At 64.3% G+C, this 26,837-nt stretch carries 28 protein-coding genes; 12 read left to right on the forward strand and 16 right to left on the reverse strand.

The features are described from left to right. Positions 1-32: 32 nt before the first annotated feature. The gene (locus ACSQ12_RS10165) at positions 33-902 is read right to left on the reverse strand and encodes an ABC transporter substrate-binding protein (protein ID WP_436065309.1); all 870 of its coding nucleotides are present in this window, start codon (positions 900-902) and stop codon (positions 33-35) included. 162 nt (positions 903-1,064) lie between these two features. Here ACSQ12_RS10165 and ACSQ12_RS10170 point away from each other — a divergent pair, with 162 nt between their 5' ends. Further along, complete coding sequence (locus ACSQ12_RS10170; RefSeq protein WP_436066974.1) at positions 1,065-2,195, forward strand: LacI family DNA-binding transcriptional regulator; 1,131 nt, start codon at positions 1,065-1,067, stop codon at positions 2,193-2,195. 214 nt (positions 2,196-2,409) lie between these two features. On the opposite strand, the gene ACSQ12_RS10175 is transcribed toward ACSQ12_RS10170, so the two are convergent. The 8 genes from ACSQ12_RS10175 to ACSQ12_RS10210 all read right to left on the reverse strand — a co-directional run bounded on the left by ACSQ12_RS10175 (position 2,410) and on the right by ACSQ12_RS10210 (position 11,138). Next, positions 2,410-3,660, reverse strand: coding sequence for an AGE family epimerase/isomerase (locus tag ACSQ12_RS10175; RefSeq protein WP_436065310.1), 1,251 nt, complete (start codon positions 3,658-3,660; stop codon positions 2,410-2,412). A 284-nt stretch (positions 3,661-3,944) separates the two neighbouring features. Continuing rightward, on the reverse strand, positions 3,945-4,688 hold the full coding sequence (locus tag ACSQ12_RS10180) for a sulfite exporter TauE/SafE family protein (RefSeq protein ID WP_436065311.1): 744 nt from the start codon (positions 4,686-4,688) through the stop codon (positions 3,945-3,947). Further along, positions 4,689-6,128, reverse strand: coding sequence for an NAD-dependent succinate-semialdehyde dehydrogenase (locus ACSQ12_RS10185; protein ID WP_209745215.1), 1,440 nt, complete (start codon positions 6,126-6,128; stop codon positions 4,689-4,691). It abuts the gene before it with no gap. Positions 6,129-6,168: 40 nt separating this feature from the next. Further along, entirely contained in the window at positions 6,169-6,984 is an 816-nt protein-coding gene (locus ACSQ12_RS10190; RefSeq protein ID WP_436065312.1) for a carbohydrate ABC transporter permease, read from the reverse strand. Positions 6,985-6,988: 4 nt separating this feature from the next. After that, positions 6,989-7,951 (reverse strand): carbohydrate ABC transporter permease, encoded by a 963-nt coding sequence (locus tag ACSQ12_RS10195; protein WP_209745212.1) that lies wholly within the window; start codon positions 7,949-7,951, stop codon positions 6,989-6,991. After that, positions 7,948-9,234 (reverse strand): ABC transporter substrate-binding protein, encoded by a 1,287-nt coding sequence (locus tag ACSQ12_RS10200; RefSeq protein WP_209745209.1) that lies wholly within the window; start codon positions 9,232-9,234, stop codon positions 7,948-7,950. The genes ACSQ12_RS10195 and ACSQ12_RS10200 overlap by 4 nt, the downstream gene beginning before the upstream one ends. A gap of 89 nt (positions 9,235-9,323) precedes the next feature. Beyond that, the gene (locus tag ACSQ12_RS10205; protein WP_436065313.1) at positions 9,324-10,208 is read right to left on the reverse strand and encodes an aldolase; all 885 of its coding nucleotides are present in this window, start codon (positions 10,206-10,208) and stop codon (positions 9,324-9,326) included. A 12-nt stretch (positions 10,209-10,220) separates the two neighbouring features. Further along, positions 10,221-11,138: a PfkB family carbohydrate kinase gene (locus ACSQ12_RS10210; protein ID WP_436065314.1), complete on the reverse strand. Its 918-nt coding sequence runs from the start codon at positions 11,136-11,138 to the stop codon at positions 10,221-10,223. A 135-nt stretch (positions 11,139-11,273) separates the two neighbouring features. Between ACSQ12_RS10210 and ACSQ12_RS10215 the strand changes: the two genes are divergently transcribed. From ACSQ12_RS10215 to ACSQ12_RS10225, 3 genes are all read left to right on the forward strand, one after another. Continuing rightward, on the forward strand, positions 11,274-12,416 hold the full coding sequence (locus tag ACSQ12_RS10215) for a Gfo/Idh/MocA family protein (protein WP_209745200.1): 1,143 nt from the start codon (positions 11,274-11,276) through the stop codon (positions 12,414-12,416). Between the two features lie 73 nt (positions 12,417-12,489). Beyond that, on the forward strand, positions 12,490-13,272 hold the full coding sequence (locus ACSQ12_RS10220) for a DeoR/GlpR family DNA-binding transcription regulator (RefSeq protein ID WP_436065315.1): 783 nt from the start codon (positions 12,490-12,492) through the stop codon (positions 13,270-13,272). Then, complete coding sequence (locus ACSQ12_RS10225; protein WP_436065316.1) at positions 13,269-14,189, forward strand: 2-hydroxyacid dehydrogenase; 921 nt, start codon at positions 13,269-13,271, stop codon at positions 14,187-14,189. The genes ACSQ12_RS10220 and ACSQ12_RS10225 overlap by 4 nt, the downstream gene beginning before the upstream one ends. Here the strand turns inward: ACSQ12_RS10225 and ACSQ12_RS10230 are convergent. Beyond that, entirely contained in the window at positions 14,186-15,574 is a 1,389-nt protein-coding gene (locus ACSQ12_RS10230; RefSeq protein WP_436065317.1) for a phosphomannomutase/phosphoglucomutase, read from the reverse strand. The genes ACSQ12_RS10225 and ACSQ12_RS10230 overlap by 4 nt on opposite strands. 362 nt (positions 15,575-15,936) lie before the next feature. Here ACSQ12_RS10230 and ACSQ12_RS10235 point away from each other — a divergent pair, with 362 nt between their 5' ends. Both ACSQ12_RS10235 and ACSQ12_RS10240 read left to right on the forward strand, forming a co-directional pair. Next, complete coding sequence (locus ACSQ12_RS10235) at positions 15,937-16,233, forward strand: hypothetical protein (RefSeq protein ID WP_436065318.1); 297 nt, start codon at positions 15,937-15,939, stop codon at positions 16,231-16,233. A 76-nt stretch (positions 16,234-16,309) separates the two neighbouring features. Next, entirely contained in the window at positions 16,310-16,558 is a 249-nt protein-coding gene (locus tag ACSQ12_RS10240; RefSeq protein WP_436065319.1) for a hypothetical protein, read from the forward strand. Between the two features lie 159 nt (positions 16,559-16,717). Here ACSQ12_RS10240 and ACSQ12_RS10245 read toward each other — a convergent pair whose 3' ends face one another. From ACSQ12_RS10245 to ACSQ12_RS10265, 5 genes are all read right to left on the reverse strand, one after another. Next, entirely contained in the window at positions 16,718-17,068 is a 351-nt protein-coding gene (locus ACSQ12_RS10245) for a hypothetical protein (protein WP_436065320.1), read from the reverse strand. After that, complete coding sequence (locus tag ACSQ12_RS10250; RefSeq protein WP_436065321.1) at positions 17,017-17,622, reverse strand: SRPBCC family protein; 606 nt, start codon at positions 17,620-17,622, stop codon at positions 17,017-17,019. The genes ACSQ12_RS10245 and ACSQ12_RS10250 overlap by 52 nt, the downstream gene beginning before the upstream one ends. Positions 17,623-17,864: 242 nt before the next feature. Further along, positions 17,865-18,632 (reverse strand): SCO1664 family protein, encoded by a 768-nt coding sequence (locus ACSQ12_RS10255; protein ID WP_209745151.1) that lies wholly within the window; start codon positions 18,630-18,632, stop codon positions 17,865-17,867. Further along, a complete protein-coding gene (locus tag ACSQ12_RS10260) occupies positions 18,632-19,183 on the reverse strand; it encodes a DUF3090 domain-containing protein (RefSeq protein WP_209745148.1) in 552 nt (183 codons plus the stop codon). The genes ACSQ12_RS10255 and ACSQ12_RS10260 overlap by 1 nt, the downstream gene beginning before the upstream one ends. 24 nt (positions 19,184-19,207) lie before the next feature. Further along, positions 19,208-19,900: an MSMEG_4193 family putative phosphomutase gene (locus ACSQ12_RS10265; protein ID WP_436065322.1), complete on the reverse strand. Its 693-nt coding sequence runs from the start codon at positions 19,898-19,900 to the stop codon at positions 19,208-19,210. Positions 19,901-20,300: 400 nt separating this feature from the next. On the opposite strand from ACSQ12_RS10265, the gene ACSQ12_RS10270 reads away from it, so the two are divergent. The 6 genes from ACSQ12_RS10270 to ACSQ12_RS10295 all read left to right on the forward strand — a co-directional run bounded on the left by ACSQ12_RS10270 (position 20,301) and on the right by ACSQ12_RS10295 (position 26,362). Beyond that, positions 20,301-21,095 carry a hypothetical protein gene (locus tag ACSQ12_RS10270; protein ID WP_436065323.1) on the forward strand — a complete coding sequence of 265 codons (795 nt, stop codon included), beginning with the start codon at positions 20,301-20,303 and terminating at the stop codon, positions 21,093-21,095. A gap of 94 nt (positions 21,096-21,189) precedes the next feature. After that, positions 21,190-21,708 carry a hypothetical protein gene (locus ACSQ12_RS10275; protein ID WP_436065324.1) on the forward strand — a complete coding sequence of 173 codons (519 nt, stop codon included), beginning with the start codon at positions 21,190-21,192 and terminating at the stop codon, positions 21,706-21,708. Positions 21,709-21,940: 232 nt separating this feature from the next. Beyond that, positions 21,941-22,906: an amidohydrolase family protein gene (locus tag ACSQ12_RS10280; protein WP_436065325.1), complete on the forward strand. Its 966-nt coding sequence runs from the start codon at positions 21,941-21,943 to the stop codon at positions 22,904-22,906. A gap of 211 nt (positions 22,907-23,117) precedes the next feature. Beyond that, entirely contained in the window at positions 23,118-23,828 is a 711-nt protein-coding gene (locus ACSQ12_RS10285) for a class I SAM-dependent methyltransferase (protein WP_436065326.1), read from the forward strand. Positions 23,829-24,063: 235 nt separating this feature from the next. Then, positions 24,064-24,669, forward strand: a complete 606-nt coding sequence (locus tag ACSQ12_RS10290; protein WP_436065327.1) for a DUF1326 domain-containing protein — start codon at positions 24,064-24,066, stop codon at positions 24,667-24,669. 226 nt (positions 24,670-24,895) lie between these two features. After that, the gene (locus tag ACSQ12_RS10295; protein ID WP_436066975.1) at positions 24,896-26,362 is read left to right on the forward strand and encodes an MFS transporter; all 1,467 of its coding nucleotides are present in this window, start codon (positions 24,896-24,898) and stop codon (positions 26,360-26,362) included. Here the strand turns inward: ACSQ12_RS10295 and ACSQ12_RS10300 are convergent. Then, on the reverse strand, positions 26,349-26,828 hold the full coding sequence (locus ACSQ12_RS10300) for a DUF2809 domain-containing protein (protein WP_436065328.1): 480 nt from the start codon (positions 26,826-26,828) through the stop codon (positions 26,349-26,351). The two genes, ACSQ12_RS10295 and ACSQ12_RS10300, sit on opposite strands and share 14 nt — an antisense overlap. Positions 26,829-26,837 lie beyond the last annotated feature (9 nt).

Here is a 26,837-nt window from a genome sequence, read left to right on the forward strand (position 1 = left end):
TCCTGAGCCGGATTGTTCGCCGGCGTTGGTGTTTACTTGCCGGGGGTCGGTGTGGCTTTCTGCTCAGCCTTGGGCAAGTACTGCTCGGGCATCGGGGAGCCCGGGAACCACTTCTGGTAGAGCTTCTTCCAGGTGCCGTCCTCCATCGCCGCAGCGAGCCCCTTGTTCAACGCGTCCCTGAAGGCTGTCTTGCCCTTGGCGATGGCGAACCCGGCGGGCGCGTCGAAGGACGGAATGTCTGCCGCACTGACCAGTCCGTGCTGTTCCTCATAGGCCTTGGCGGCTTCGTAGTCCAGGAAGTGGGCGTCCACGGTGCCACTGTTCACAGCGGCAATGGCTGTGTTGTTGTCCGGGAATCGCACCAGGTTGGCCGACGTGAAGTTCTTGACCGCGTAGGCTTCCTGCAGCGTTCCCTGGACCACGCCGAGCCGTTTGCCGGACAGGCCGGCGGCATCCTTGATGCCCGAGGTGCTCGTGGTGATGACGGTCAGGTAGCCTGCGAGATAGCCCTCGGAGAAGTCGACTGTTTCCTTGCGCTTGTCCGTGATGCCGATGGCGGCCACGCCGACATCGAACTGGCCGTTGGCCACGGCGGAGAGCAGTCCGGAGAAGTCCTGTCCGGTGAAAACCACATTGTCCACGCCGGCGCGGTGCGCCACGTCCTTGAAGAGTTCGACGTCGAAACCGGTGAAGTTACCCTGCGCATCAGCGAAGGTATAAGGCTTTGAGTCGCCAAGGCTGGCTACCCTGATGGTGCCCGGCTGTATCAGGCCGTAGGGGTTGTCCGCTGAAGTCGAGGATGATGCGGGAGTCGATCCTGCGCAGCCTGACAGCGCGAGGAGTGCCGCGACGGCACCAGCGACGACCGCTCCAGGGCGGCGGAAGTTGAATCGTTTGCTCAAGGGTTTTCCAATCGTGGAAGCAGGGCGGATAGCTTTTGTGGTGGGGTATCTCTTGTTGAGTCCGGTCTCAACCGCTACGATTGAGACCGGACTCAACAAGGGGTTGCTATGAATGTAACCCAAGCCACATTGGCCGTCAAGGCCTCTTTTCGGAAGGCCGAAATGATCAGTAATGGATCCAGGCGACGTGATATTACGGTCGCGGACGTCGCAAAAGCCGCCAACGTGTCAAAGGCCCAGGCGGCACGCGCTTTGGGGAATTACGGCGCCGTGAGCGACGACGTGCGGGAGCGGGTCCTGGCTGCTGCGGAGGAGCTTTCCTACCGCCCGAATGAGCTGGCCCGCAGCATGAATACGGGAAAATCGCACACTATCGGCGTTGTGGTGGGAGACATCGAAAACCCTCACTTCGGCCTTGCCACGCGAGGCATTACGGACACCGCGAAGAAGAGCGGCTACAACGTTATTCTCGTCAACACCGACGAGGAAGAAACGGCCGAAGTAGAGGCCGTCCAAGTGCTCTTGGACAAGCGGGTGGACGGCCTCATCGTGGCACCCGCGTCGTCCGTGGAAACAGAACATTTGCGGCGCGTTTACGATTCCGGGCGTCCCTTGGTCCTTCTTGACCGGGCCGCCGCGGGGCTTGAGGTGGAAACCTTCGCAGTTGACATGACGGCGATCTCCTACGATTCCACCCGGTACCTGCTTGAGGCCGGGCACCGGCGGATCGCCTTCGTCTCGACCCTCAAAACGGACCGACCCTATGTCGCCGGTATGGAACTGGCCTCCTCGCAGATCTCCGAGCGGCTGGACGGCATGCGGCGTGCGTTCGAGGAGAAGGGCCTCAGCCAACCTGTGGATCTGGTCCGGCTCAATGCCGGCGACGCCGAATCCATCAAAAGGATCACAAGGCACCTGTTGGAGGGACCGGATGCGGCGACGGCCATCGTTGCCTCGGATGGTCTTATCGCATTGAGCATCGTGGAGGCCATCCAGGAACTGGGGCTGTCCATTCCCGCAGATGTCTCCTTCCTGATGTACGACGACTTCGCGTGGACTCGCCTCACTACACCGCCCCTCACCGTTATTGCCCAGCCTGTCTATGAGATGGGGATAGCGGCCGCCAGTGCCCTCATTCGGCAGATCGAAGGACGCAAACCATCCGCACCTTCCACGGAACTCACGGCGCGACTGGTCCGCCGCGGATCCGTCGGGTCGCCCGCGCCCGAGAAGCCTTCACCTGACGGCGGGGCGGGCCATGCGCCAAATGACAACCAGTTCACTCCTGCTTGACCGACATCCGCTGTCGGCCTACCCAACGGACACAGACTTCGACTGGCCAGTACAGCAGCGGTACGTCTGGAGAAGGAAACCGTCGGATCCCTGAAGGAGGCTTCCGTACTGCCCAGAATAGGTGACCAATATGGTCACCTATTCTGGGTTGCCGGATGTCTAACTAGCGGCTTTCCCCAGGATCCGCGAAATCAGGGGCCGCAGGTTCCTCGTGTTACCTGGACGCAGCAAGCCGTGCATCCAGCAGTCCGGCCGCGACTGCTGGAGCAAGCCCTGGTGCCAGTGGAAGTCGCGGGACCACCAGGCAGTGCCAGAGGTGATAGATGTCCGCCTTGCCGGACCATACGGTCGAGGTGACATTGCCCTTCTCGTCGAGTTCCTGCTTCCAGGACCCGTGCTCGTAGTCGATGAACCAATCGCGGGCGTGGTCCCAGATTCGCTCGTACCAGTCCGCGTACTTCTGGTCGCCGGTGGCGATATAGAGGGCTGCCGCGCCCCCGATTGCCTCGGCGGGAACCCAGCGAATGCGGGTGGTGACAACCGGCTTGCCTTCCCAGTCGACGGTGTAAACAAATCCCGGGTGACCGTCCGGCTCCCAGGCGTCGCGGATGGCGGCGTCGAACAGGCCCCGTGCGTCGTCCAGCAGCCAGGCTGGGACCTCCATGCCGCGGGCTTCGAGCCCGGCGCGGACGTGCAGGAGCAGGCGTGCCCACTCAACCCAGTGGCCGGGGGTTCCCCCGTACGCGCGGAACTGGCTGGCCCGGTCATCGGTGTTGTACTCCGGCATGGGGTTCCACTCCGGGTCGAAGTGCTCGAAGACCCGGTAGTTGTTGTTGCGCGCAAAGTTGTGGATGAGCACCTCGGCGATGTGGAGGGCCCGTTCGAGCCAGCGGTTCTCGCCAGTCACATCGGCGACGATGAGGTACGCCTCGACGGAATGCATGCTCGCGTTCCCGCCACGGTATGCTTCGGTTTCCGTGAATTCCCGGTTCCACGAGTCGAAGCACATGCCGGCGTCGTGGTCCCAGAACCTGGTGTCAGCGATTCGCAGTGCCTCGTCGAGCAATTCCCTGGCGCCCGGGCGGTTGGCCGCAACGGCGCTGGCAGCGGCGAGGAGCACGAAGGAGTGCTGGTAACCGGACTTGGTGTCGTTTACCGGTCCGTTCCCGTCTACCTCGGCATACCAGCCGCCGAACTCATCATCGTGGAAGACTCCGTTGAGGGCGGCGATGCCGTGGTCGACGAGTGTCGCAGCGCCTGGCCGCCCCATCAGGGCAGCGACGGCGAAACTATGAACCATCCGCGCGGTAATCCAGAGGTGGGTCGGCTTGTCGGTGAACACCGCACCGTTGTTGTCGAGCCAGCCGAATCCGGTGGGAACCTTTGAACCCGCGGCGAAATTGATCAGCCGATCGGTTTCGGACTCCAGCCATCGCGCGTGAGCGGCGCTGTTCAGCCACGTCATGTTATTTCCTTTCCATGGTGCGGGTGCAGATTGAGAATGATGCCTGATTAGTGAGTGCCGAAGTCAGTGTCTGTGTATGCGCCAGCAACACTGGCAGTGCCCCCGCAGCTGCAGTGCCCTCCAACATCAAGCTGGATGGTCACTGGAGCGCCCCCATCAATCGTCAGGGTGACGGTCTCGCCCTTGTTGGTGGACACGCGCAGTAGGTTTTCTTGGGGGGAGACGAGAGCCATGGCAGCCCTTTCGTTGATGGTTGAGGGGATGGGGTGGTGCAGCAGCATCTGCTAGCCGACGGCATCGAGCACACCGCGGATGATCGTGGCAGCCGCTCCCAGGTAGGCCAGGACGATCAGCAGGACCTGGGCGGCCCGGGCCGGGACGAACCGGGCAGCGACGTCGCCCAGCACCAGGCCTGTGAGGCAGGCCACGGCGACGGCCACCCACATTCCCCAGGGCAGTGCGGGGAAGGTGGCCGGGGCAGTGAGGGCCTTGGAAATCAGGGAGAACACGCCGATGGTAAAAAAGTACGGTTGCATGGTGGCAGCGAAGGATTTGTGCTGCCACCGGGTGGCGATGGAGTACATGCTGACGGCAGGCCCGCCCACCCCGGCCGCCGTATTCATAAACCCGCTCAGGCCGCCGGCCGTGAACAGGTAGCGGCGGCGCGGAGGAAGCGTGGCGGACTTGAGTCCAAGCAAAACGGTGAGCCCGACGGCGAGGAGCACCCCGATCGAGATCTCCAGCACCGCCGGCGGGATGAGCCGGATCAGGAAGGCTGCGGGGATGATTCCCAGCAGCGCCGACGCCGCCAATGCCGCGTACCGCTTCCAGTCGATGTCCCGCACCACCCGGAAGATGATGGCCCCCGCTGTCACGGCGCCGCAGACGTTCACCAATACGACCCCCTCCACCGGGCCCAGGAGCAGTACCAGGAAGGGGGCTGCCACCAGGGCGAAGCCCATGCCGGTGATGCGCTGCATCCCGGCTCCCATGACGACGGCGCCCAGCACGAGCCCGGTGGTCAGCATTTACGGCCTCCAGGCCACGTACTGGACCTCCTCGAACTCCTCGAGGCCAAGGCTTGCTCCTTCGCGGCCCAGGCCGGACTGCTTGGCGCCGCCCATGGGGGCGAACGCCACGGAGGGGAGGGGATCGTTGACCCCCACGATGCCGGCTTCCAGGCGTTCAGGGACGTCCCAGGCGCGCTTGGGATCGCGGCTCCAGACGTACGCGGCGAGGCCCATCTCTGTGGCGTTCGCCTTGCGGATGGCGTCCTCCTCGGAAGAAAAGGTCACGACGCCGGCCGCCGGGCCGAACACTTCTTCGCTCACCAAGGGTGCGTCGTCGGGGACGTCCGTGAGCAGTGTGGGGGCCATAAACGCGCCCTGCCGGGGGACATCGGTCCGCTGCGTGACGCGCCGGGCGCCTCGGTTCAGGGCGTCATCCACGAGGGCCTGAACGGCGGTCACCCGCTCGGCGTCGATCATGGGACCAAGGTCCGGGACCGATGCGCCGCCCTCGGGGACGCCATGCCCGATGCTCATCGCGTCGAAGCGCGCGCCCAGCTTCCGGGTGAACTCGTCGGCGATGCTGTCCTGAACCAGGAAGCGGTTCGCTGCCACGCACGACTGGCCGGTGTTGCGCAGCCGGCCCAGGACGGCGCCGTCGACGGCTGCGTCCAGGTCCGCGTCCTCGAAGACGATGAACGGCGCGTTGCCGCCCAGTTCAAGCAGCGGACGGACCACGCGTTCTGAAGCGGAGGCCATGATCTGGCGGCCTACGCCGGTGGATCCGGTGAAGCTGACGGCCCGCACGGCGGGGTGTTGGAGCAGGGCTGCGGTGATTTCGCGCGAGGGTCCGTGGACCAGGTTGACGACGCCGGCAGGGAACCCGGCCTCGTGCAGGACCTCGAACAGTCCGGTGGCGGCGAGCGGCGCCTTTTCGGAGACCCGGCCCACAACGGTGCAGCCTGCGGCCAGCATTGCGGCGAGTTTGCGGGCCTGGATGGATACGGGAAAGTTCCACGGGGTGAGGCTGAGTGCTACGCCGATGGGCTTGCGGAGGCTGAGGTGGCGCCGGCCCTGGAGTTCGGGCGGGCTGACGGTGCCGGTGGAGCGGCGGACTTCCTCGGCGAACCAGCGGAAGTACTCCACCGAGAAGTCCACCTCACCCTGGGCTTCCGGGAGCCGTTTTCCGGCTTCCAGGGCCAGGGTGTGGGCCAGTTCGTCCCGGCGTTCGGCCAGCAGGTCGGCGGCGTTCCGGAGCAGATCTGCCCGGTTGCGAGCGGTGGTCCGGGACCAGGAACCGAAGGCGTCGGCCGCGGCGCCTGCGGCCGCAGTGGCGTCTTCGGCGGTGCCCCAGGCCACTTCGCCAACCGTGCTGCCGTTTCCGGGGTCGGTCACGTCCTTGGAACTGCCGGCCGTGTGCCAGGTTCCATTCACCAGGTGTCGGGCTGATTTCAGGTTCACGTATGTTGCCTTTCGTTGGGCTGGTGGAGGTCCGGGGTCCTCATCCCTTGCTTGCTCCGGCGGTGATCCCGGCAACGAAGTAGCGCTGCAGGAAGACGTAGGCCACCACCACGGGCAGGGACGCCAGGATGACGCCGGCGAACAGCAGCGGGTAGTTGGTCTGGAACTCGCCTTGGAAGCTGAGCAGTGCCAGCGGCAGGGTCCGGTTGCCCGGGGACTGGATAAACAGGAGCGGATAGAGGAGTTCGTTCCAGTGGATGACGAACAGGAAGATCGCTGCTGCGGCCACTGACGGGGCCGAGAGCGGAAGCGCGATGGACACGTACGTTCGCCACGGGCCGGTGCCGTCAATGGAGGATGCCTCGTACAGCTCCTTGGGCAGGGTTCGCATGAACCCACCGAGGATAAAGACGGCGATGGGCAGGGTGGACACGACGTTGGCCAGCACCAGGCCTGCCAGGCTGTCCAGCAGGCCGAGCCGGCCGAACAGGACGTACAGCGGCACCATGTTGGCCTGCGCCGGGATGGCCATGCCCAGGACCAGGAAGCCGAAAATGGCCCAGGCCATAAACCCCTTGAGCCGGGAGATGGCGTACCCGGCGAGGCTGGCCAGGAACAGGGTGAGCGGGACGGAGATGGAGGTGACAATGACGCTGTTCATGAACGACGACCCCAGATCCTGACCGCCGATCACCTCCGCGTAGTTGGCGGGTGAGAGGGACTGCGGCAGGCTGAACGGTCCGGCGAAGAGTTCCTGCGTGGACTTGAAGCTGCCGAACCCCACCACGGTCAGCGGAACGATGATGATGACCGCGTAGATTCCGAGAATTGCGCGGCGGCTTAGTGAAGCGAGCATGCTGTCATTCCCCCTTCGGGGTCAGCCGGAGCAACCGGCGCTGGAGCCAGGTGACCAAGGCGATCATCGCCATAAAGATGATCGATTGGGCGGCGGCGTAGCCGAATTCCGAGTTGGCAAAGGTGCTGTAAATGCGGGTGGAGAGGATATCCAGGGACTGCTTGGGCGGGTTCCCCGCGATGCCCAGGATCAGGTCGAAGGCCTTGAACGACTGGACGGTGGTGTAGGCGACGACGATTGACGTTGCCGGGGCCACAAACGGCCAGGTAATGGACTTGAACTGCTGCCATTTCCCGGCACCGTCCATCTCCGCGGCCTCATACAGTTCCCGCGGGATGGCCTGCAGGCCGGCGATGTAGACCACCATCATCTGTCCCGCGTGGAACCAGACCTGCGTCACGGCCACCCAGTACAGGGCCTGGGCGTTGTTGCCGAGGTAGGAACCCTGCAGGGCTTCCAGGCCAACTCCGCCGAGGACCGCATTCGCCAGGCCGAAGTTGGGGTCGTAGATGAACTTCCAGATGAAGGCCACGGAGACGGAGGACAGGATGGTGGGGAAGAAGAACAGGGCGCGGAGCAGGATGCTGCCGCGGGAGTTCTTCGTCAGGAGCAGGGCCAGCACCAGCGAAAACGCTGTCTGCGCGATGACCACCATCAGCACGAACTTCAGGTTGTTGGTCAGCGCGTTGGTGAAAAGCGAGTCCTTGGTGAAGGCGCGGACGAAGTTGTCCAGCCCCACGTAGTTGAACGCCGCCGAGAAGCCGTTCCAGTCCGTGATGGCGTACTGGAACGCCTGCAGGGTGGGCATCACCAGGAAGAACGCAATGATGGCGACGGCGGGAAGCGGGAAGAGGTACAGTGCCGGATTCACCCGCGTGGGGGAGCGGCGGCGCCTCTTCGCTGCGTCGGTTTCAGTCCCGCCGTCCGGGGCCTTCCGTTCGGCAGCCATTTTGGTGTGGGTGCTCATAGCCGTTCGTCAACAATCTTCTGGGCGGCTTCGGCGGCCTGCTCGGGGCTGGTGCCCGAGATGACAGCCGTGGCACTGGCCTCCACCGCGTTGCGGACATCGAGGTTCTGGAACTGGAACCGGGCGGCCAGCGCCGTCTTTTTCTCAAGCCAGGGGCTCAGGCGCTTCAGGTCCGGGTTGGTGTACTCCACCTTGTCCACGGTCACGTGCTGGGCTGTCTGGTTGGCGTAGTAGCCGGCGTTCTCCGGCTCGGACAGGAAATCGATCCATGCTGCCGCGGCGGCCTGGTTCTTGCTGGCTGAGTTGACGCCCAGGATGAACGTGGCGTTGTAGGCGCCCTCGTACTTGCCGGAGCCGTCGGAGGTGTTGGGGAAGACGAGCTCGATGGGGAACTTGGCTCCCAGCCCGCGGACGGCGGCAAGGTGGTACGAGCCGGTGGCGAGCATCGCGGCTTTTCCTTGGGAGAACAGGTTCTGCGCCGGCTCCACCGCGGTGCCGGTGGCATTGGGCTGCAGGTAGGGGATGAGTTCCTTGTACTGGTTGAGCATCTTGATGAACCAGTCGTCGGTGCACTTGAGCTTGCCCTGCTCGATCTGGGTGCACATGTCGTCGACGGGGGCGTTGTTGGCGATCATGCAGTTGAACAGCTGGCCGCCGTTTCCGACGTCGCCGCCGGGCCAGGAGATGGGAATGACGCCGGAGGCTGCGAGCTTTTCGCACATGGCCAGGAAGCCGTCCCAGTCCTTCGGGGCGATCTCCGCGCCGGCCTTATCGAACAGGTCGGCGTTGGCCATCGGCATGGGGAAGACCACCTGGTACGGCAGGCCCAGTTGGCTGTCGCCGGACTTCCCGGCGGAAAGCAGGCCCGGCTGGTAGTTGCCTACTGCCTTGCTGTCCTTGAGCTCGGTGTAGATGCCGGCCTCGGTGAAGTTCTTGAACTGTGCGCCGCGGAAGGTGGCGAACGCGTCGCCGATGGCTGCACCGCGGACCTTCTGCAGGCCCTGGGCGTTGTAGTCGTTGGAGGTGGAGATGTCCTGGGCGACGTCCACGCCGTCGTGCAGTGCCGCGAAGCGCTTGATGAGTTCATCGAACACCGCCTTGTCCTCACCGCGCCAGTGGGCGAACGAGACCTTGCCGGTGACGGCACCGGTGGCGGGTGCAGCGGGTCCGGCGGCGCCGCCTGGCGCCGTGGTGCCGCCCGGTCCGGCGCATGCTGCCGCAGTTGCTCCGAAGCCCAGGGCTCCGAGAATCGCGATGGCCTGCCTGCGTGAAATCTGACTCACAATATTCTCCTCGTTGAGTGTTTTGCTGTGCCTTGCTTGTTGCCTACAGAATGGCTGTCACCAGGAAGCGCCTGGCGCGTCGGGACTGCTCATGCACTCGTCTTTTGCGACGAGACCACGTCGTCCACCACGGCGCACAGGCGCTGCAGCCGCCGGACGGCGTCAGTGGAAAGGGATTCGACGACGTCGGGGGCGCCGATGCAGGACGCCCAGACGGCGCGTCCGGAGAGGAAGCCGCTGGCGCCTTCGAGGCAGGCCCACCGGACTGCGTCGGGGAAAACATCCTCGGGGACGCCGGAGGAAAGGACCACCCACGGGCCGTCGATTGCCCGGGTCAGGTCGGCGCAGGCTGCGCGCACGTCGGCTTCGGGAGCCTGGCCGTGGAAGGGAACCTCGGCCTTGTAGAGGTCGGCGCCCAGGCTCCCCAGTTCCTTGGCAGCGGCCAGGATGCCTGCGTTCCAGTCGAAGTCATCGCCGGAGAGGGGTTTGCGGGATACAGGTTCGATGATGCTGATGAGCCCGGCGGACTTACAGATCTCCACGAATTCGCGGACCATGGCCACGCGGCCGTCGGCGGGCTCGTCCGGGCGGTACAACACCAGCAGCTTGAGGGCCTTGACGCCGAGGGCAGCGTATTTGTGCGGGTCCACCAGCCGGTCGATGGTCACTTCGCCCACCAGCTCGCCGTGCGCGGATTCGAAGTGGTCGGCGGAGGCGATGAGTCCGCAGCCGGGGTCAACCACGTTGTCCTCGATGGCCTGGTCGAGGGCGAACTGCCGGTCGATGAGGACGCCGGAGGCATAGGGGGTGAGGATTTTGGCGGCCCGGAGCTTGAAGTCCTGGAGGTCCTGGTCCGTGACGGGGGCTTCCTGGTGTTCGGCGATCATGTTGCGCATCGCCTCGCGCTGGTCCACGGCGAGCATCGCGAAGGCGCCGGACGGGCGCTGGAGGGGTGAGAGGTCTGTGAGGGTCATGTGCTGCTTCTTTCAGCTAGGGCTGTGGTTGGAGGCAAAGGCGGGGGTGATGGTCTGGTGCGGGATTTTGGAACGGCCGTCCAGTCCTTCGCAGGAGGCGGAGGCGGTGCGACCGGCGAAAGCCGCGGCGTCCACCAGCGGCAGGCCGGCGGCAACAGCGGCGAGGAGGGCGCCGTGGTAGACGTCGCCGGCGCCGAGGGTGGACAGGATGGTGGCCGGCGTGGCCGGAACGTGGACCGCGGGGCCGTTTCCGGCTTTCACCCAGGCGCCGTCAGAGCCGGCGGTGGCGACGACGGCGGAGGCGCCGTCGTCGATGGCTTTCTGGAGCAGTTCCTCAACGGCCAGGTGCCCGCCGTACTCGGCGCTGAGCCGTTCGATGGTGGGGACATACAGGGCGACGCCGCGCGGACTGAAAGACGGGATGGGGTTGCCGGCGTCCACGCTGAGGTTCAGGTGGACGTTGTTGAGCCCGGGGAGGTTGGCGACGGCGTTCCAGCCCAGGTGGTCCACATGCACCCACGCCGCGGCTTCCAGGAGCTCGCGGAAGCGCCCCTCGGCCGGGAAGCTGACCGGCGGCACCGGGCGGGTGACGATGGCTCGGCTTTCGGTGGCCTTGCTGACCACGATGACACTGGCTCCGGTTTTGACGCCGGGATCGCGCACCACGGCTGAGGTGTCCACGCCTTCAGCCTGCAGACCGCTGATGATGCGGTCGCCTTCATCGTCGGTGCCGATGACTCCGGCGAAAGCGGCCCGCGCGCCTGCCCTGGCGGCAGCAACGGCGGCGGTGGCAGCAGGCCCGCCTCCCGCCGTCGTAAAGTCTGTGGCCACGGTGCGGCTGTCTGCAGCGGGATAATCCTGAACCAGGGCTATGGAGTCCAGGGTGGCGGAGCCTATAAAGAGCAGGGTTCCGGTTGACGGTTGGGACACGTTCCACCTCGTTGTAGTCGGCTTGTACTGAAGAAATATACACACGCTATGTTGGAATAACAACACTTTCTGTATAGTTCTGTTTGGGATGCAACGCCGAGGTCCCACACTCAACGTAGAGAAACGGAGCAGCTCATGTCATTGCCTTCTGCGGAATCGGTCCGGACCATTCGTTACGGCCTTATCGGTGCCGGCCACATGGCCCGCGAACACGTCCGGAACCTTGCCCTGATCCCGGGAAGCCACATCACCGCCGTATCCGATCCCCAGCCGTCATCGCTGGCGGAGACCGTTGCGGAAATCGGTTACGAGGTACAGACCTTCTCCCGCCACCAGGAGCTGCTCGCTTCCGGGCTGGTGGATGCCTTGGTGATCGCCAGCCCCAACGACACGCACCTGGCCATCCTCAAGGACATCTTCGCGAGCGGCACCAACCTGCCCGTGCTGGTGGAAAAGCCCGTGTGCACCACGGCGGAGCAGGCCGACGAGCTTGAAGCGCTGGCAGCCGACTACACCGCGCCGGTGTGGGTTGCCATGGAGTACCGCTACATGCCGCCGGTGCAGGAGATCATTCAGGCAGCCCACGGCGGCAGGCTCGGCAACGTGTACATGCTCTCCATCGTGGAGCACCGCTTCCCCTTCCTGCACAAGGTGGATGCCTGGAACCGCTTCGCGGAGCGGACCGGAGGCACGCTGGTGGAGAAGTGCTGCCACTTCTTTGACCTGATGCGGCTGATCCTGCAGGACGAACCCGTCCGCGTCTACGCCAGCGGCGGCCACGACGTCAACCATATGGACGAGGTGTACAACGGCAGGGTGTCGGACATGATCGACAACGCCTACGTGATTGTGGACTTCAAGGGCGGACGCCGGGCCATGCTGGAGCTGTCCATGTTCGCCGAGGGCTCCAAGTTCCAGGAGCGGATCTCCATTGTGGGCGACGCCGCCAAGATCGAGACCCTCATCCCGGTGGCAGCCAACCACTGGATCGAGGGCGACGAGGCCGAGGCAACGGTGGAGTTCAGCCCGCGCTCGCCGCTGGGGCCGGAAATGCACGAAGTTCCTGTGGACGAGGCCGTCCTCGCCGCCGGCGCCCACCACGGCTCCACGTACTATGAACACCTTGGCTACCGCAAGGCCATCCTGGGTGATGGGCCGGTGGAAGTTACGGTTGCCGACGGCCTGCAGTCCGTGCGCATGGGCCTGGCGGCCGAGCGCTCCATCATCGAAGGACGCCCCGTAGAGCTGACGAATGCCGGTGTCGGGCTCAGTCACTGAGTAGATTTGTGTTGGAATTGCAACACCCTGGCAGGCCACATTCGCCCGGTTAAGGGAAGCAGGAGAAGGGGATATGAGCAGCTCACCGAAAGAGGCGCCGTTGACGCCCCGCCAGCGCACCATCCTGGACCACCTCGAGCAGCGGGGCTTCATCTCCACGATGGACCTCGCCGAAACGTTCGCGGTCTCGGACATGACGGTACGCCGGGACACCCGTGTGCTGTCCCAAAAAGGGCTGGCACGGGTGGTCCACGGCGGCGTCAGCGCCGTCAACGCCAGCGGGCAGAACGCGGACTTCGCTGCCCGGGTCCGGGAGGATGCTGGCGCCAAGCAGCGGGTGGCCCGGGCCTGCGTGTCCATGATCGGCGAGCGGGACGCCATCATCCTGGACGCCGGGACCACCACGTACCAAATTGCCCTGGAGCTGCCGCCGACGTTCGCGGGCACCATCATCACGCACTCCGCGCCCGCCATCCAGCGCTGCCTGCAGCTGACGGCGGCGCGGACCATCTGCCTCGGCGGTGAGCTGCTCCTGGACAGCCAGGCGTTCAACGGTCCCATGACGGTGAGCGCTGCCGCCGGCCTCCGGGCCAAAACGGCGTTTATCGGGGTCAGCGGGCTCCACGACGAGGCGTTCTACATTGAGCGGGACGTGGAACGCGCCACCAAGATTGCGCTGATGGACTCAGCTGAACAGGTGGTGGTGGTGGCAACGCACCAGAAAATGCTGCGGTACGCGCTGGCGCGGCTCGCCGCCTTCGACGCTGTGGACGTGCTGGTGACGGACGCGCCGCCGCCACGGGAGATCGAGGACGCACTGGGTGCCGCCAACGTGAAGATCGTGGTGGCCGCGTGAGCGTGCCGCTGCGGGTGGCCCTGCCCGACCGGAAGATGCTGGACGCGCTCGAGCCGATTGCCGGCGTCGAATATGTCCTGTGGGACCTCAGCGGACCGCCGCCGTCGGGCCGTTTAGACCTGTTGGTGCCGCCCTACATGGGCAAGCCTGCGGCGCTGGCCGCGCTGGACGGCGTTAAGGTGGGGCTGGTGCAGAGCCAGTCGATCGGGTATGACGGCGTGGCTGCCGTCCTGCCCGACGGCTGTGTTTTCGCCAATGCGGCCGGGGTCCACGAGACGTCCACGGCGGAACTCGCCGTGGGCATGATGATCGCCAGCCAGCGCGGGATGCCCGACTTCGTGCGGAACCAGGCGTCCGGGACGTGGGACAACACCCAGCGGCCCAGCCTTGCGGACCGACGCGTGCTGCTGGTGGGCTACGGGGGAGTGGGGAAGGCCATCGAGGCCAGGCTCCTGCCGTTCGAAACGCACGTGACGCGGATGGCCAGCCGGGAGCGGGACGATGGGCGGGGCCGGATCCACGGGATCGATGCGCTGTACGAACAGTTGCCGCTGCACGACATCGTGGTGGTCAGTGTCCCCCTGAGTGAGCTCACGTATCAGCTGGTGGACCGGAAGTTCCTGGCCGCGATGCCGGACGGAGCGCTGCTGGTGAATGTGGCCCGAGGCCCGGTGGCTGACACGGATGCCCTGCGGGCCGAAACGTCGTCCGGTCGGCTGCGGGCCGCCCTGGACGTCACCGACCCCGAGCCGCTGCCGGCCAGCCATCCGCTGTGGACCACTCCCGGCGTGCTCATCACCCCGCACGTGGGCGGGGCGAGCTCGGCGATGTTCCCGCGGATGGTCCGGCTGGTCAGGCAGCAGATCTCGTTGCTGCTGGCGGGCGAGGAACCGGTGAACGTGGTGCTGGGCCGCTAGGCCCGGATCTGCTGGAGGACGGCGTCGCGCACCTGGGCCATGGTGGCGGTGTCGGCGGCTTCGACGTTAAGCCGCAGCAGTTCCTCCGTGTTGGAGGCCCTCAGGTTGAACCACCAGTCCCCGGCCTCGCTGCTGACGCTGAGCCCGTCGAGTTCATCGATTACGGCACCGTTCGCGTAGCTGGCCCGCACGTCCGCCACCTTGCCGTCGACGCCGTCAACGGATGAGTTGATTTCGCCGCTGGCCGCGTACGGGTCGAACTCGCGGGCCAGTTCGGACAAGGGCCGCTCCTGCTCGCCGAGGGCGGCCAGGACGTGCATGGCGGCAAGCATGCCCGTGTCTGCGTTGTAGAAGTCGCGGAAGTAGTAGTGGGCCGAGTGTTCGCCGCCGAACACGGCGCCCTCCTCGGCCATCCGAGCCTTGATAAAGGAATGCCCCACCCGGGTCCGGACCGGTCGTCCGCCCGCGGCGGCAACAATTTCCGGCACCGCGCGCGACGTGATCAGGTTGTGGATGATCACAGGTTCGGCTTCCCCGGCGGCCTGGGCGCGGCGGATCTCCCGGACGGCAATCAATGCCGTAACGGCCGACGGCGTCACTGGCCTTCCGTTCTCGTCGACTACGAAGCAGCGGTCGGCGTCGCCGTCGAAGGCCAGGCCAATGTCGGCGCCGTGGGCGATGACGGCGGCCTGCAGGTCGCGGAGGTTCTCCGGCTCGAGGGGGTTGGCAGGATGGTTGGGGAACGTCCCGTCGAGCTCGAAGTACAGCGGCACAACAGTGAACGGCAAAGCAGGGTGGAACTGGTCCCCAAGGACCGCGGGAACGGTCAGGCCCGCCATGCCGTTGCCGGCGTCCACCACCACCTTCAGCGGCCGGACGGCATTCAAGGGCACGAGCGAGCGGAGCTTTCCGGCGTAACCCGCGAGCACGTCAAGCGTGGACACGGTGCCCTGGGCCGCGGCTGCGGGGATCCCGCGGTCGACATACTGCTGGGCCAGATCCCGTATGGCCGTGAGCCCGGTTTCTGCGGAAACCGGTACGGCGCCGGCCTTGGCCATCTTGATCCCGTTGTATTCCGCGGGGTTATGGCTGGCGGTGAAAATGGCCCCGGCTATGTCCAGGGCGCCGCACACGTAGTAAAGCTCATCGGTGGAGATAAGGCCCAGGGACTTCACGTCCGCACCGCGCCGGGCAGCACCCGCCGCAAAGGCGCCGCTGAAGCCGGGTGAAGAGGGCCGCATGTCCCCTCCGCAGGCGATGGTCTGGCCGGACAGGCCCAGCACGTCCACAAACGCGGCGCCTACTGCTTCGGCGCTTTCCTCACTGATGGAAACGCCGACGAGGCCCCTCACGTCATAGGCCTTGAAGGACGGTGACAGGTCCATATTGCTCCCGGGAAGTCGTGGCCACGCGCATTAGTAGCTATGCGAACATGGAGTGTTGGAATTTCAACACAACTTTAGCAGGTCTAGGTCACGTCTCACGGAAACGGCTCAGCACTGCTGACAGGACTTTGAGCCCTAGCCTCGGCCTATCGATCAGGCGATCCTTTTATAGAAACGGAATACCCTTCAGAACTCCGCCAGCAGGGCCGGTTATTTGGGCTACTGTCGTCGTCGGCTGCTTTGTTCTCAGCGCCGCCACAGCGATCGCAGCCGAGGCGCGAAAGCATCGCGTAATCCGCACGCGGCTCGGCTACTGGGCCCTCGCGTTCCTCATCCTTTCGGCCGCGTTCATGGCTGCTGCCGTGCTAGGCATTCTCGCGGCGTTCCGCGCTGAAGGAGCAGCCACCCGGTTCCTGCCCACAACCCCCGCAGGGTGGTGGGCCGTGGTCTTCCTGGCAGCCTTCCTTGTCCTCGGGTTCAGCCCGTGGGCTGTCCTGACGCCAGCGGCAGGGATGTCCGGACCAGCTCTCGCGCTGGCGGCAATTATCAGTTACCGGGACCGGTCCGTGCTGTCGGCAATCGCACTGGTCGCCGGCCCGGCGCAGGTGGCCTTTCTTGACCTCGCATTTTTCATCAGCATGTTTACACCGCACCCCTAAGGCAGAAGAGATGTAGCTCGCGATCACACCGCAAACAGCAGCTGGGCGCTGGAGCCTGCTCTTCGCTGCCATCACCGTGCTGGCGACCGCCACTGCCTGGATCACGCTCCTGCCCATGATGGATTACCCGTTCTATAGCGGGGTGTGGAACTCCCTGGGCCAGGCATGCCTGGCACCTGCAGCCGCCGCAACGGCCCTCGGGCTGGTCAGCGTTATTCACCACAAGGAACGCTCGGTCTTGACCTGGGCCACCACCTTGGCGGCCCTTGCAGCGACGGTGGCGGCGGCTGCGATCATGCTCTCCACGTTCGCAGAGATGCAGTAGATCCATGGCCTCGACCGGTGCATTAAACCAAGGCCCCGGGGTGAGCGGGTTCATGGTTCTTCGGCCCGCCTTCACTTTGAAGGGATAGCGGCCGTCCCGCCTTGATTGCTGCCACGGCGCCCGGACTCTATTTCGTGGCTGTCGCGTTGCCGCGGCCTCTCACCGTGACCCCGTGCCTGCTTCCGCAGTTGCCTTGATGCCCGCAAGGAGCTCTGCCTGGCTGCGCTCGGACATCTTCATGACCAGCGAATCAACTGCGGCCTCTGCCATGTTCCGTGGGACGACATCTGATCGCATGCTGAGCCGGGTTCCGCCGTTGGCCGGAGCAACCTCCACCTTGAAGACAGGACCTAAGGCCGCTGTTGACGTGAAGTGCTCGTTCGGGACGTACTCGGTGTACTCATGGGTCGTCTTGAGCGGAATACCAAGGACCCTCCACGCAGCCTGGAAGCTCGTTCCTACGCCCTCCGGTGTGGTGTTGAGGTCGGAGATCTGGACGTCCGGTCCCAACCAGACGCTGGGTTCTTGACGAGATCGAAGACCCGCTCCACCGGCGCGGCGATGGTGATCCCGTCCGACCACGTCAGTGTCTGGGTGGGCATTGTCCCGGCTGTTTCAGGGACCGCTTTTTCCCCGGTCTCGATCAGGCTCTTGATATTGGCCACCATGCCTCGGAGGTCGTTATCGGTCCAGCGGGCAAAGAGAGCCTGAACCGGCACCCGTACCAGGGGAGCATTGATATCCAGATGCTCTTCAACGGTCAGCTCAGTGCCGTCGTCGACCGGTTCCAGGGAAAACGTGAGGACCGGTCCCACGGACGCCTTGGACACGATGCGCTGGTTCGGAACCACATCTCGGTACTCGTGGGTTACGGACATGGGAACGCCCCACATCTTGGCAGACCACCTTGCGGACGTACCCGCACCACCAGGTTTGATGTCCAGGTGTGTAACTTCGCTCTCCCCGGGCATGGCGGTCATCCAGTGTGTCGGATCACTCAGGAAGGAGTAGACCTTGTCCACCGGGGCGTTGATCGTGGTGCTGTGAACGACGTTCTTGGCCATTTTTGCGTCTCCTCTCGGGCAGGAGCATTCAGTCGGCACCTACTGGTACAAGTGCATCCCCGGGGGCGGCATCAGACCAGAGGAATAGGTCCCGGCGGGCCATCGGCGTGGTTCGACGATGGGTGCCTGCCAGGTAATCCCAGTTCCAGAAGATTGGAGGGCCTCATCAGAGTGGACAGCGCTACCTTAGGATCCATGCCATCAACGTGACGCAGCCTGTGGAGCCCTTAGCCTTAATTCCCTTAGAACAGCGGCCAGGGCACCGCCGACATCTCACCGCTCGGAGCCGGAAACCGCCCTGCCAAGCGCAACCGGGCGCAGCGCGCGGCGAGCGATGCGATTTCTTCGGCGCTGAGCAAGTCTGCCAGGTTTCGGCCCAGCTCACCGTGCAGTCCTTCGCTGACACGATCGATGCCGTCGCGTTCCTCGGCGGTCAGAGCGTCTCCCAGCCATCCCCACAGCACCGTGCGCAGCTTGTGGTCACGGTGAAAAGTGAGCCCATGGTCCACGCCGTGCCGGTGTCCGTCCGTCATGGCCAGGACGTGATTGCCTTTGCGGTCGGCGTTGTTCACGATGGCGTCGAACACCGCCATGCGCCTGAGAGCCGGAGAGTCCTCGTGGACGAGGGCGACCATCCGTCCGTAGTCATCCTGACCCTCAAGGACTTGTTTCCACCCGGTCTCCGGTATGTCGTCCGCCGCAACGAGGTCCACTGCGTTCTGGTCGGGGTCTGACTCCTGCCACAGCTGCACCATTCCTTTACCCAATGGACCGTCCCGCAGCCATGTGCGCGGCACAACGTTCCAGCCGAGGACCTCAGAAACCAGGTAGGCGGCGACCTCCCGGTGGGCAAGGAAGCCGTCGGGAAAATCCCACAGCGGTTTCTCTCCGGCAATCGGCTTATAAACGACCGTGGTGTCGCCGATGCTGCCCAGGAAGGTGGCGTTCGATGCCGTCGTGATGCGCCCGGTGAGGATCAGCTCGTCAGTCAGCAGGTCGGGTGCCGGCATCAGACCTCGGGCAAGGTGCAGACGTGCCCGTCGGCGTCTACGGGATAACCGCAGAGCGGGCATGCCGGACGTCCGGCGCCCACCACCTCTCGGGTCCGCTTGGCGAATGCTCGGGCGGTGCCAACCGGCATCCGCACCAGCAACATTTCGGGCACGTCAGCGCCGTTCTCAGCCAGCGATTCGACGTCATCAGCATCGACTTCGGTGATTGGGTATGCCTCTATGACCACCTGCGCGGTCGTCGGGTCCCAACCTAAGGTCATGGCCCCGGTTCGAAACTGCTCCGTGACCGCCTCGAGCTGCTCATTGTCGACGAGTTCGATGGGAGTACCCGTGGGAACGCTGAAGGGGTTGCCTTCGAGGGTAATGAGCTGATCGAGGATTTCGTCAATCTTCTCGGCGAGCTGGGCTGACTGCTGCTTCTCCAGTGCGATGCTAACAATTTGCTTACCTGTGCGTACCTGCAGGTAGAACGTGCGGGCCCCCGGAACGCCGATGGTGCCGATGACGACCCGGTCAGGCCAGGCAAACTCGTGAACAAGTGTGGGCATGTCAGTATTTTAGGCACATGAGGTCTACGGTGCCTTTTGCCCTGCGCCGCCGCCGACCTGCGCATCGCCGGAGTTGATGCCGTTCGACAGCCACGACAGATCCCCCGCGTCGGTGTTCGTCGCATAGACGGTCGGCCGAACAGCACCATAGTGGATGATCGATACGGAGGCAGGGCTCACGTTAATACGCTGGAACAGGTCGAGGTGCATGCCGAGCGCGTCGGCGAGGATTGATTTGATGATGTCACCGTGAGTCACTGCCACCCACACCGCTCCCGGCCCGTTCCCGGCTTCGAAGGCTGCATCGTGGCGCCGGATTGCCGCTACCGACCGAGCCTGCATCGCGGCCATGGATTCACCGCCGGGAAATACGACGGCGGACGGCTGCGACTGCACAGCAGCCCACAGGTCTTCGGTGGTGAGCTCACTGAGCAACCGGCCCTGCCACTGGCCGTAATCGCACTCGGTGAGATCGGGATCGGCCGGCGCAGAAGGATTGCCAGCCTGGCGATCGAGGATGAGCTGGGCGGTTTCCTGACAACGCTCGAGGGGGCTTGACACCACCCCGACTACGGGCACGGCCGCGAGCCGGTCTCCGGTCAGAGCCGCCTGGTCGCGCCCGATCTGGTCCAGGCTGACGCCGACGGCCCGACCGGCCAGCAGTCCAGTGGCATTTGCTGTGGTGCGGCCGTGCCGCACGAGAATAACTGTCGCCATCTCCCCAGCCTAACCACCCGCTCGATGGCGGTGTGAACCGTACCGGGTCGCGCGTCGAACAGGCAGAGAAGGCGACGGGCGAAGAGAAGTCCCAATGGACTTCATGTCCGCGCCGCAGGAGCGGGTCATAAAGCGTGGTGGAGCGTTTTAACCGTCCGGTTGGTGTACCCCTGCGTGACGTCATTTGATCATCCTGGAACGGGCACATGCTGATGTTCCGTTGATTACCGCAACGAGGCTGGAGGGTCGCCACGGGACCCTACTGGTTTGTTGAGCCTGATGCGTTTTGGGACGGAAGGTTTCATCGGCAATACCCGGCGATCCTCCGCTGCCACTGCGCCGTACTTAACCGCGCGGACGGCCGACGGCGGTCCGCCTCCCGCATTGCTACAGTGAGCCCATGAGCATGGCCAGAGGGGAGCAAGACCCGGCGGATGCCAACGCGGGGGCACTGCCGAACGGCCCGGCCGGCGTCGGTCCGGCAGCTGTTGTTCCGGTAAATGGGCGGGTCGGGAATCCTGGTTCCCGGCCCTCTGCCGCGCCGGCTGCCCCGCTGCCTCAGCGGCTGCCCGCCTGGCTGGTCCGGAATCCGCTGCATGCAGGCTGGGTGTGGACGGGTTTTTGGGCGTTGCTGATCATTGTTGACGAGTTCGTGGACCTGGCCGGCTGGACCTGGTACGTGCTGGTGGGGATGGCTGCCCTGCCCACACTGGCCTGCACTGTGGCCGTGCTCCATGCGACCCCGCGCCGTTACCTCAAGCCGCAGAAAGAATCGGTACTCGCGCACTTCTTTGTCCGGTTCCTCGCGCTGACGGCTGCGTTTATGGTGTGGGGCCTCTCCGTGGTGGCCAGCGCCTCGATTTCCACAACGGTGCAGGCACTGGCCGGGGACTCGGAGCGTGCGGTGACGTCGTTGGGGTTCAACCTGCTCCTGGCGGCGGTTCCCCTGGTTGTGTCGGTGTTGTGGATGGCGCTTATTGTGCGCTGTGCGTGGTTCTTGCGCCGTCTCCGCGGCTGGCGGCAGAACCCTGAGGATTCGCGGCTGCCCAAGAGATTCCTGCGGCATTCGCCCCAACTCCGGCGCGTTGTGGTGGGTCTCGCTCACCCGGGCCTGCTTCTGGTGGCAGGGCTTGGCACGTCGGTTCTGGCACTCTTCCTCGGCGCCGTGGAACTCACGCTCAACCTGATTGCGTGAGGACCGGCGGCTTCCGGCAGGAAATATGCCTCTACCCTGGGCGCGGGGCTGCTCGGTGGCTATCCGCGTCAAGACACCCGATAAAGTTGGTGACATGGGGGAAAAGAAGGCTGCCGACGAGCACTTCCTGCGGGCAGTGAATCGTCCGTACTACTACGGGTACGCCAAGACAGGCAAAACCGTCTACGCGTACACGAAGGAAGAATGGGGCATCGGCGCAAGTTCTGGCGGCGGCGACCAGCACCTGATCCGCTCCTTCTGCTTCAGCCTCCTGGCAACGGTCCTGATCTTTCTCCCGGCCACCCTGGCCTGTATCATTTTTGGGCTCCTTGTGCTGCTGAAGATGCCGCTCATGACTTTGGCCATGCTGTTCTTCGCCGCCCTCTTCGGCCTCGGAGTCCTCCAGGGCTACTTCAACGTCACCAGGGAATGGCGGGGGAGGAAGGCCCGGAAACTCAAAGGCCTCCCCAAGCCCTGGTGGGAGGCGGCGGACGACCACGCCTACGAATGGTTCCTCGCCCACCCTGATCCCCGCATCCAGACGACCCTGGATTACTTCCCGTATTCGGTGAAACTCCGGGATGATGCGCGAAGCAACGGCCAGATCAGTTGAGGGGCCTGACGTGCCTGGCGGCTCGCCGGCAGACTCCGGCATCCCGGTCGAGGTGAGCATGAAAGTCGAGGACTGGCAGTGGCTCGAAGCGACCGTCGACAACCTAGTTGCTGTTAACGGCGTGGTCTTCTCGTAGAAGCCAGGCTTGAGGACAGCGAGTAAATTAACAGCATCCGCTGTTCTCTATGGCGCCTCAGAGCAGCGAAACTCATGGGTTGGGCAGAGGAGTGGGATGAGTCGGCCGTACCGCATTGACACTCACCAGCACATCGTTCCGCCTGGTTATGCGCGCTGGATACATGAAAAGGGCATCCGCCCCGGCGGTTTAGACCTGCCGTCGTGGTCCGAGCGCTCCGCGTTGAAGTTCATGGACAGGCACGACGTGCAGACCGGCATCCTGTCCCTGTCCACGCCCGGTGTGTATTTCGGGGACGCGGCGGAGGCGCGGCGGCGGGCGCGGGAGGTCAACGAGTACAGTGCAGAGGTGGTGGCCGCCCGGCCGGAGCGGTTCGGGTTCTTCACGACGCTCACGCTGCCGGACGTGCAAGGCGCTTTGGCGGAGGCCCGGTACGCCCTGGACACCCTGCTCGCGGACGGGATCGTGTTGTTGGCCAACAACGACGGCCGATATCTGGGTGACTCCGGCTTTGAGCCTCTGCTGGAGTTTCTGCACCACCGCCGGGCCGTTGTGTTCATCCACCCCGGTGAACTGCCCGCGCCGGCGGTGCCGGGCATACCCACCTTTGCCGCAGATTTCTTGCTGGACACCACCCGCACTGCTATCAGTCTGATCCTGTCCGGTGCGATGGAGAAGTTCTCGGGAATCAAGTTCATCCTTGCCCACGCCGGCGGCTTCGTGCCCTACATCGCCAATAGGATCCTGCTGACGATGCTCAACGATAAGGACCTGGCCCTCAGCGCGCTGGCGGCGCTGGGAGATAAGAAACAGTCCGTCTTGCGGCGGTTCTACTACGACGTCGCACTGTCCGCGAGCCCGGCAACCCTGCCCAGTCTGCTCGAGGTAGCTGACCCGGGCAGCATTACATACGGCACTGACTTCCCATTTGCCCCCTCTGTGGCGATCGATTTCCTGAACATGCAGTATGAGAATTATCCGCTGGACCCCTTCCTGCGCACGGCGATAGACCGCGGCAATTCCGAGGCGCTGTTTCCCCGCCTGAAGTCTGATCAAAAGTAGTTCAGTGTGCGCCGACGGGGGGCGTCGAGCCGGGCAGGCTCTTCACGGACAATGCATCGGGCGAGGACGTCAAGCGCGGCTGACCCTCACGGGGCACCCGCATCATGTGACTCTAAGGGGTCTTTCGTAAGTGGAGGGGGAGGACTGCTCGTGTTTGCTAGGATCAGCCCTGTTGTCCCGCCCGTGAGGATTCGCCTGAAGGGGAAAATCAGTGAAGGTCAACCACTACGACAATTTTGCCGAGAACTACTCCGCGGAGAACGAGTCCAGCCTCCTCAACGCCTACTACGAGCGACCGGCGATGATTGGCCTGGCCGGCGACGTCGACGGTCACCGGGTCCTGGACGCAGGCTGCGGCTCCGGGCCCCTGTCCGCGGCACTGAGCGCGAAAGGCGCGATCATGACCGGCTTCGATTCCAGTCCTGCGATGCTCGAATTGGCAAGACAACGATTGGGCGCGACCGCAGACCTGTACGTGGCCGATCTCAGCAAGCCGCTCCCTTTCGCCGATGGCTCCTTCGACGACGTTGTCTCGTCTTTGGTGCTGCACTATCTGGAGGACTGGTCAGCACCACTTGCCGAACTGCGGCGCGTGCTGAAGCCGGGCGGTCGCCTGATCCTGTCGGTCAATCACCCCACGGTCAGCGTGATCAACCAACCAGCCGAGGATTACTTCGCCATCCGCCAGTACTCGGAGGATTATGAGTTCGACGGCGAGCCTGCGGTCCTGACCTTTTGGCACCGACCACTTCACGCGATGGTCAGCGCCTTCACATCGGCGGGATTTAACGTAGCCACCGTAAGCGAACCAGAGCCGTCTCCAGACGCACCGCACGAACTCCTTCCGCCGCGCATCCTCAACGGCGAGAGGACAGCGTTCCTGTCCTTCATCTTCTTCGTCCTCGAAGCAAACAAAGTCTGAAGTCGTGCCGGGGCCGCCCGGGGATGCGAGCCCGCAAGCCGGTGCTTACGTGGACCTCCTCGCCGCCAGCGCCATACAATCCGGGTAATCGATCTTGGTGAGCCTCATGACGTCTTTCGAGAGGCAAATCTTCGCCCCAGAGACGCCTGGAATCGAATCACATTGCGTTCCGTTGACACTGCTCAGGGCGGCGAGGAGACTTTTTTGGGGGAAGCCTTTTCGAAAGGAGCCCTAAATGCCGTGGCATATCGAGGGCACGTATTTTGAGAATTGCAACTGCGACATGGTCTGCCCGTGTTCCGCTTCAGGGCTGACCGCGCCGGCGGATAACGAACGCTGCGACGTGGCATTGGCGTTCCACGTCGAAACCGGCGAAGTGAACGGTGTCGACGTCGGCGGCCTGACAGTCTGCGTCGTAGCCGATACTCCGGCCCTTATGAGTGACGGGGGCTGGAAGGTCGGACTGCTGATGGATGCAACCGCCTCAGCTGAGCAGGCCGAAGCTCTCGGTGCAGTCTTCGGCGGACAACTCGGTGGGCCGATGGAGGGCCTCGCCCCCTTGATCGGTGAAATGGCGGGCATACAATCCCTCAACATGGCCTACGCCGACGACGGGCGTGTCCACCAGGTCCGGATTGGCAGTGCCGTCGACATGGTGGTCGAGGATTTCGTGTCTCCCCTGGATCCCACAGGACAAGGAGTGAAAATCAGCGGGGTGGGATTCCCGGCCGACACCCTGGCCGCCGGCACATCCAGCACCGCCCGCGTCGACGTGTTCGGAATGACCTGGGATAACGCCGGGAAGAACTCCTTCTCCGCCGACTTCGCCTGGTCCGCTTAAGCGCCGGGCAGGAACGGCCTGACAGTAATCCACCATGCCGCAGAGTTGGCATTCATCGGGTGCGCCGCACTGGCGTAGCTATCGTAGGAGCGGCCGCCGTCATTGCTTGGAATTCCTGTCGGGTCCGGGACTATTTCGTTGCATCGGGCAGTTATGCCCCAAGGGCCGCACCCAGTTTGTGCCCAGCGCTCTTGGATGACGACAGGAATGAGATCACGTGACGACAATGCCTGCAGAGGGAGTCGGCTTCCGCTCCAAGCGAGGACCCATACTGATTTCCTTGATGCTCTCTACGGGCTTGGTGGCGATCGATTCGACGATCGTCGCGACCGCGGTGCCGTCGATCGTGCATGACATTGGCGGTTTCGCGTCTTTTCCGTGGCTCTTTTCTGCCTACCTGTTGGCGCAGGCCGTGTCTGTCCCCGTCTACGCGAAACTCTCCGACGTCGTCGGCCGTAAACCGATCATCCTGATCGGTATCGGGCTATTCCTACTCGGTTCGATCCTCTGCGGAGTGGCCTGGAGCATGCCGGCCCTCATCGCGTTCCGTGTATTGCAGGGCCTGGGCGCGGGCGCAGTCCAGCCGATGGCGATCACGATCGCTGGGGATATCTATTCGCTGACTGAGCGGGCGAAGGTGCAAGGCTACCTTGCGAGCGTTTGGGCGGTGTCCTCCGTCGTTGGGCCGACGCTCGGTGGAGTGTTTTCGGCACTTGGCATGTGGCGCGGGATCTTCCTCGTGAACATTCCACTGTGCCTCCTCGCAGGGTGGATGCTGAGCCGAACGTTCCACGAGAATGTCGAGCGCGCCAGGCACCGGGTCGACTATCTGGGGGCGGGCCTGCTGACTGGCTCGCTGACGCTGATTATTCTTGGTGCCCTTGAAGGCGGCCAGGCGTGGGACTGGACCTCCGCCATCAGCGTTGCCGTATTCGCCGGCGGAGCAATCTTGTTCGCCATATTCATCCTCGTCGAGCGCAGGGCGACCGAGCCGGTCCTGCCGCCGTGGGTCGTCTCCCGGAGGCTGCTGGCGACGACGGCACTGATCTCCTTTGGCGTTGGAGCGGTCATGCTTGGCCTCACCTCTTACGTTCCCACGTTCCTCGAAGGAGCCCTCTCGACCTCGCCGATCCTGGCCGGGCTCGCGCTGGCAGCATTGACGATCGGCTGGCCGATCAGTGCGTCCCAATCTGGCCGGTTCTATCTCCGGATGGGGTTCCGGAAGACGGCGACGATCGGCATTACCATCACGGTCATCGGTACAGCGGTACTTGCCCTCACCGCCTCCGCACCCAACGTTCTCCTGGCGGCGGCGAGCTGCTTCATCGTAGGGCTCGGGCTCGGGCTGGTTGCCACCCCGAGCCTTATCGCCGCCCAGTCCAGCGTCGACTGGAACGAGCGCGGAGTTGTCACCGGTACCAATCTTTTCGCGCGATCGATCGGTAGTTCCATCGGTGTCGCGGTTTTCGGGGCGGTTGCCAACGCGATCTATGCAGGCACTCCGGGCGGCAATACCGATCCGCATACCGTCGTCTCGGCCTCCGAGGCTGTGTTCATAGCCGTACTGGCCGCCGCCGTACTCACCGTCGTCGCCGTTATCGCGATGCCCGCCACAGACAACAAGACCACCGCCTCCTCGGGCATCGACCCTGCGGTGGCCGCCGAACCTAGTACGGCAGCTAGTGATGGCTAGTGGTGTTGACCACCCCGTGCGTCGTCCGATCCACCGCATAGGCGACTGCAGTACCCACGGCGTAGGCCAACAAGTCCGCGGTGCCGAATGTGGTTCCGAGGACCAGCCGAAGGGGTGGCCAGGAGTCTCCGAGTTCGGCAGGAAGACCGGTGAGCTGGAACAGCTCGATCATCACGCAGACCGTAACGGCTGCGGTTGCAATCAGCACCTTGGGCTTTGACGGAATCAGGATGGCCACGAGAATGTAGACCAGAGCCGCGTACATGCCATCACCGGCAGGGCCGGTCCACGCCGCATCGCTGAGCGTACGAATGCTCAACCCGAGCACAACACTCATCAGCCCGGCGACGCACAGCAAGGGCCGTCTGATTCTTGAACGCCCCTGTTCGACAGAGCTCACAGCTTCAGTGCCGCCGCTGTTCCCTGACAGATCACTGCCCAAAGCCCCACTCTCGAAGCTGCTCATTACCCTCCC

Source organism: Arthrobacter sp. LjRoot14 (assembly GCF_964253905.1).
Lineage (GTDB): Bacteria > Actinomycetota > Actinomycetes > Actinomycetales > Micrococcaceae > Arthrobacter.